Raw genomic sequence first — 6,123 nt, forward strand, 5'->3', positions numbered from 1 at the left:
GCATCTCGACATATCCTCTACTGGTCAGTCAAGCGGAAGATATTGTGCAAGAGGTGCTGATGGTGCTCGTGAGGGAGCTGCCGACATTTCAGCGGCAACGGACAGGTTCCTTTCGCGCGTTCCTGCGCGGGATCGTCCTCAATCAATTGCGGTACGCCATGCGGCGCGTCCAAAAGACACCGCTTGTGGCTGGACAATACGACATGCTCACCGACCAGATCGAACAGCTTGCCGACCCGAACAGTCAACTCTCAGTGGAGTTCGACAGACAACACGACCAGTCCGTGTTTCGCCACGCCGCGAGCATTGTCAGAAACGAAGTGAAGACGAGCACATGGAACGCGTTCCAAAAACACGCGGTCGAAGGCAGGAATGCGAATGCGGTGGCCGAGGAATTGGGAGTGTCTGTTAACGTCGTCTTGCTGGCCAAAAGTCGGCTGACACGCAGGATTCGCGAAGAGATTCGCGGGCTCGTTGATTGAGCCCGTTCTGCTGAAAACAGATGTCCCCGAGTGAATCGAGTTTCACGTTTTCCCCCTCATTCTGCCGCCTTCCTTCCCGCAGACGTGTGGTGTCCAGCTGCATCGCATTGATGTTCGGTAGCCTGGAACGCCGCGCATCCCCCGCAGTGTTTACCCAGGCCTGAGAATCGTTGCAGTCGCAACCGCCCTCATGGGTTGGTGGTTGATACCGCCGGATTATCCATCTCGCCGAATGGTTATTCGAAGCGATGTCCGATAACAGACAGACCAACGTGTTCGTTCACTGTGTCGCCAGCTCGGTCGGCAAGGAAGCTCGGACCGAGCGACACGGTGGCGATCTTCAGGTCTGACTACTTTCAATGTTTCAAGGAAGAAACCAATGCGTGTGATGCGTTCGACGATCAGCAAAGCGCTGGCAGTTCTAGTCATCGTCCACGGTGTGATGCCGTCAAACGGCGTGGCGGAAAACTTCTTCGGCCGATTGAAGCGTCTCGCCGGTGAAACTGAATATCACGGAACCCCGCCGGTCACCGGCCAAGACGGCGTGATCGAGCGTTTGGCCGAGAATATCGACTGGCTGGAGCACTACTTGGACCGCTATGGATCGGTCGTGGCCAAGCAGCCGGACATCTGGGGCGAAGCCCGTTTGACCAAACACCGCGACGAATACGAGCGGATCATGTTTAGCCAACTCGGTGGATTCGAACGTACGATCAACGCTTCGATCTCACAATCCGACGCCGCGTTTCTGTCTCAAGCGATCGCGTTGTCAAACGCGGCAAGCGGTGCGGCGGTGACTCCGGCAGTTGCGGACCAGGCGCCGACGGCGGTCGCCAGTGCTCAACTCATCGAAGCCGACGCGCTGACCACCGACTTCAAGTCCTTTGGGATCGACTCGGATCCACCGAATCGCGGGATCTCACTCGAGCCGGTCGTCGTACTCGATCAAATGTCGCGTTACCTCAAGCATCTTCACGAATTGCGACGGGTCAATGAAGGTGACGACACCAGTGATTCGCCCGGCTACTCGTTGAATCTGGTTCGCATTCCCGTCTCGATTCTGCCCGGAAAGCTGACGCGGCAGGGGTTTGGTGCGGAGGTTACCGTCACGGCAAGACCTGTCATCAGTGACGACCTGATGCCGACCACCTTCCGCAATCTGGCTGTCAATGATGTGGTTGACTTCCTGGGTTTGCCGCTGGTGCGGGTGACGGAGCGGTTGGATAAAGTGGTCAAAGCCTACCACTACAAAGTCAGCCATGATCAGTTCAGAGAGACGATCGCGAAAATCGATTCGATTTCCAGGCCGAACCAAACAGGTGACGACTTTGTGAAAGATGCGTCGCCCATCATTGAAGAGTTTCTGCAGAACGAGCTGGCTGTAAAAGCGATCGTGGAAGCGTTCAAGGACCTCGGCGAAACCCTGAGTCCCGGGACGTCGACAACGGATCAAGCGTCAAGCTTGGTTGCAAGTGAAATGAGTCGGGCCATGAAAGGCTTGTCGCTCTACTCGATGCAACAACAGGCGACCGCGTTTGCGCCCGCTACGGTGACCTACCCGGTTGCGGTACAAGAAACAGTCATCGACCCAATGGGAAAAAAAGTCACGATCACCGCCTACGAGCAAAAGGAGGAGAAAGTTGACCCCACGGAAGAGGCGAAAAAGCTGGTTGATGCCATTAAACAAAAAAATGCCAACCTCGTTGCGTCGCAACTCTTCCGCATTGGGCTTATCCCCAGCGATCCGAGTCCATCCGAGGTGCTCAACGCAAAAGCTTCCGGTGCGCTGCAAACACTTGCCGCCGGTGCCAAAGGAGTCGCGACCGTTGCACCGTCGGGCCGAACTCGCCGCGCGCTGAATCCTCTTAATCCGACGGCTCTTGAACCGGTCATCGGGATTGAGAATCTCGTTGTGATCTCTGAGTTCTTCAATGAATCGTACTACGGCCGCTACATCCGCTGGTCGGGAGGCCCGAATTCGGAGCAGTGCAAGGAGAACCGTGTCGACCTGCTTGATGCCCAACGATTCTTACGGTCCGAACTGGATGCCGCCTACGAATTGCTGAGCCGTCCGGGACACCTTGATTTGTTCGCCTACTTGGCCTCGCCCCACTCCAAGCTCGCCGATCAGATTCGAGCCGGACACTTCACCGACGAAGAGTCGATTGGGACAAGCGTGGAAACCCTGCGCAAGTACTTCTTTCAGCAGCTTCACAAACACGAAGCCATTTCGGTTCCCCAATGTGATCAAGAGGGGCAGTTGGTCATCTCGATCGATTCCCTCAGCCCGACGCAGGCCAGTTCCGTCGTTCAAGCCCTTGCATGGGCGATCGTTGTCGAAGCGGCCCTCCTGAATGACCGGCTGAACCTGGACGTTCAAAAACTCGCTCGTGCGACAGAAACGTACGACCTGGGCATCGACCGCGACTATTGGTTCTTCCTGCCGGATTCGGTGGTCAAACACAACGACGTTCAAACCTATCTGCAGGATCAATTCGCGTCGGCCTCGGAAGTCTTTAAACGCTACGTTGAAGTCCGTTGGCCGATCCACGTGTTTGCCGTTGACCCGGTCAACCAAGAACAAAACGTCGCGGACGTGTCCAGGCGTCAACGCGAGCTGCAGTTCGCACTGGCGCTCGGATTCGCAACAGGAAAAATCGGCATCAACTCGCTGACCCAATACTCGCGGAAGCTGCAGACGCAGGTGGAAACGATCGGCCTGAACCGCACCGTCGTCGGATTCGGCCACGGCCGCGATACGTTCGGTTGGAGATTCTATCCTCGCGTCCAATCGCTGCCGGTGCCGGGGACTTTGGGAAGTATCCGTGAAACTTTGTTGGGCACTTCACGCGACTACGACCTCAAGCATCGTCAGGTCGAGCCCGGCCAGCGGGAGTGTGTCGCGGTCGTGTTGATGCCCTCGTTTGTCCCGTACGCCGATTTCGATATTCGGACGAACTGGTTCAAGCTGACCAATCCCAAGAACTCTGCGTTGACGATGAAGGACACCGTCAAGCTGAGCCGATCGATTACGGCGATGCGGAACTCGCGTGCCCAGTGTGCCCAATGCCAACACCTGTATCGCGAAGGTGAGCTGCGCCGACTCTTTGCTCGAGTGGATCAGTTGGACCGCGAACTGCCACTGCAAACGCAGCGCGCACTCGTTCCTTATGAGAACACCTTGGGTGGATTCGAAATGTTCAATACTGGTGTCACCGACTTGTCCCCGGAATTGATCGGCTGGTACGGTGCCCCCGGCATCAACATCGATGACGATTTTGATTGTGGATGCTACCAGGGCTGTGGACTCAAGAAGGACGGCAGCACACCTCAAAGCCTCAGCAATTCTTCGCCGATTCCGACTTGCCAAGGAAAGGGAACCACGCTGTTTCTGGTTGGCGACAATTTCAGCGTGCACGACACCAAAGTGATTGCCGGCGGTGTCTGCATTCCCGATGTCCGACTGATCAGTCGTGATCTGATGAGAGTGACGATTCCCCCATGCGTGAACGTGATGGAACTGTGCGAAGAAGGCGGTGTCAAAAATTACGTCGCCGTCTACGTCGCGACACCATACGGCATCACCAACCACTTGCACGTTCCCGTGCATGCGCCGACAAAAAGCAAAGTGGACGACCAGATCGAAGACGCGGTGAAGTCAGCCGTCGCGAAACTCAACCTGCCTCCTGCTGTCGCCACCGTCTCCGCAGGGAATGTCCAAGTCTCGGCTATTGGTGATCCGGAAACGGTCAAGCTGCAAGCCGTTTCTTCTGTCGACGTCAGCTTTACGCCCGCGACCGATCCGCGTTTCAAAGGACGTGAAGTCACGATCTATGCAGCGGTCAAGAGCGGCGACGTCTACATCGGTTCCCAGTCGCTGACCGAGCTGCAGACCATCGTCGTTGGAGAAAACTGCACGTTCAAAGCCCTGGGTGATGGGGACAGACTCTTGAGAGCCTTGGAGCAGATGAACCCCAGTCTGATCCCGGCAGATGGAAAGGCGCTCAAGCTCAAGATAGTCTACTTTGCGGCCTTCAATCCAAAACAGATCCCGACGCAACTCTCCAAGGAGACTGACATGGAGATCAAGCGATTTCCGGCGGCCGCAGCCGGCGGTGATGCAGGTCCCGCAGCGGCGGAGGGGCTTCCCGCACCGCTCCCGGATGCATCGTTCCGAAAGCAGGATGCCGATTGCAATTGTCAAACGGCCAGTACGGCGATGGGCCAATCGGGGCGACAAGCCGACGACCGACTCCGAGTTCTGCCGGCGCAACAACGCACGCTTGTGGAAAGTTCGCCGATCGCGGCACCGCTCGAGCGATCCGATTTCGGCGATCTCTTAGATCGCCTGGAACGAATCGAAGAGCAACAACGAGGCAATGCGGAGTCCGTTTCGTCTCTCTTGCAAGAGGCTCGGGCCAAGGTTGACGAGAAACGCCAACTCGGGCGCCCGGTCTCGACGGTAGAAGTTTCGGTCAACGTTCCCCGCCTCTCAGACCGATTGGAGGAAAACCAAAATTCGTCGCCCGCCATCGTCCGGCATTTCAAGACGAGTGCCGGCGAACAATGGCGTAACCTCCGTGATCAGCTCTCCGGAAACTGACAGCCGTTGACAGCAAGAGTGTCCACACGTGCGCCGGCGAATTTTCCGCCGGCGTACGCTGTGTCGACGCGCAAGCACGTCGAGTCACAATGGGATGCTTGCGACAACCGACAGAGCATGCAAACGCCGTTTGGTGACCGAGCATACGCTACACTGCCCAAAGACGTCTGCCATCGATGGCAACGCGCTACTGCCGCCGTGTTCCGTTCGATCGGTACCTGCGGTTTTCAGGTACGCGTCGTATTGCTCGGGGAAATTGACGCCCCATGGTTGGGATCGGTGCTGATCTCATTGACTTCGACCAAACGGACGAACGGCATACGTGCGTCCTGCTTACGTTCAAGGAAATTGATTGTCAGGGTATCGCGTTCTCGTCATCCGTACTTGCGTGTTTCATCTGCCCGCTTTGATTCGTCGGACCAGTAAAGAGATGGCAGGAGAGATGCTCATGCGATCCTGCACCTCGGCGTCGAGTTTGTAGAACAACTCACTTTCGTTCAACCACCGTCTCTCCGAAAGGTGATCTGCATCGGTGTTCGAGGTGAAGCGATCGATGCTGGTCACTTGACGCGTAGGCCGGCACCGTGCCAGAGCACGTCCAAGTCGGCCGTGGACCATCGTTCGAGTCCCACCGAGGGGTCGCCGATCAACAGTCCGCCGGTCGGCGCTCGGCCGAGTGCCACAACCGAATGGCCCATCCCGGGAATCCAGCCCCATTGTTCGACATAGCGACGATCATCGACGCCGTAGGGCAATTCGACGGCCAGCAAGACCGGCCAGTCGTCGTCGTTCAGCAGGTCATCGATCGTGCCATCGACGATTTCTAATTCACGTCCGTTCTTCTCGGCGATCAGCTTCACGCCGCGGTACAGACCCAGCGTTGGTGTACCACTGGAATCGGTCAAACACAGCGGAATCATGTCGGACTCGCTCACATCGATCCTCTCCGCTCGGAACAACGTTGCCGCGGCAGCGGGGCTGCAAGTCGCCCAAGAGGTTTGCATCGCGACTCCGTTGTTCCATCGATCGCCGCCAACC

At 57.1% G+C, this 6,123-nt stretch carries 2 protein-coding genes and 1 pseudogene; 2 read left to right on the forward strand and 1 reads right to left on the reverse strand.

All coding sequences use genetic code 11. The features are described 5' to 3' along the window. Positions 1-482, forward strand: a 482-nt coding sequence (locus ABX749_RS18025; RefSeq protein ID WP_372897183.1) for an RNA polymerase sigma factor, incomplete at its 5' end; no start/stop codon positions are given. Between the two features lie 388 nt (positions 483-870). Further along, a complete protein-coding gene (locus tag ABX749_RS18030) occupies positions 871-5,085 on the forward strand; it encodes a hypothetical protein (RefSeq protein ID WP_372897184.1) in 4,215 nt (1,404 codons plus the stop codon). A 560-nt stretch (positions 5,086-5,645) separates the two neighbouring features. Here ABX749_RS18030 and ABX749_RS18035 read toward each other — a convergent pair. Next, positions 5,646-6,123 (reverse strand): annotated as a pseudogene (locus ABX749_RS18035) (peptidase C39); the annotation flags it as partial.

The sequence above is a fragment of the Stieleria sp. genome, from assembly GCF_041595215.1.
GTDB lineage: Bacteria > Planctomycetota > Planctomycetia > Pirellulales > Pirellulaceae > Stieleria > Stieleria magnilauensis.

What these genes read in the sequence shown, in the direction of transcription:
- ABX749_RS18030 (WP_372897184.1), top strand. Translation starts at nt 871, where the DNA reads ATGCGTTCGACGATCAGCAAAGCGCTGGCAGTTCTAGTCATCGTCCAC.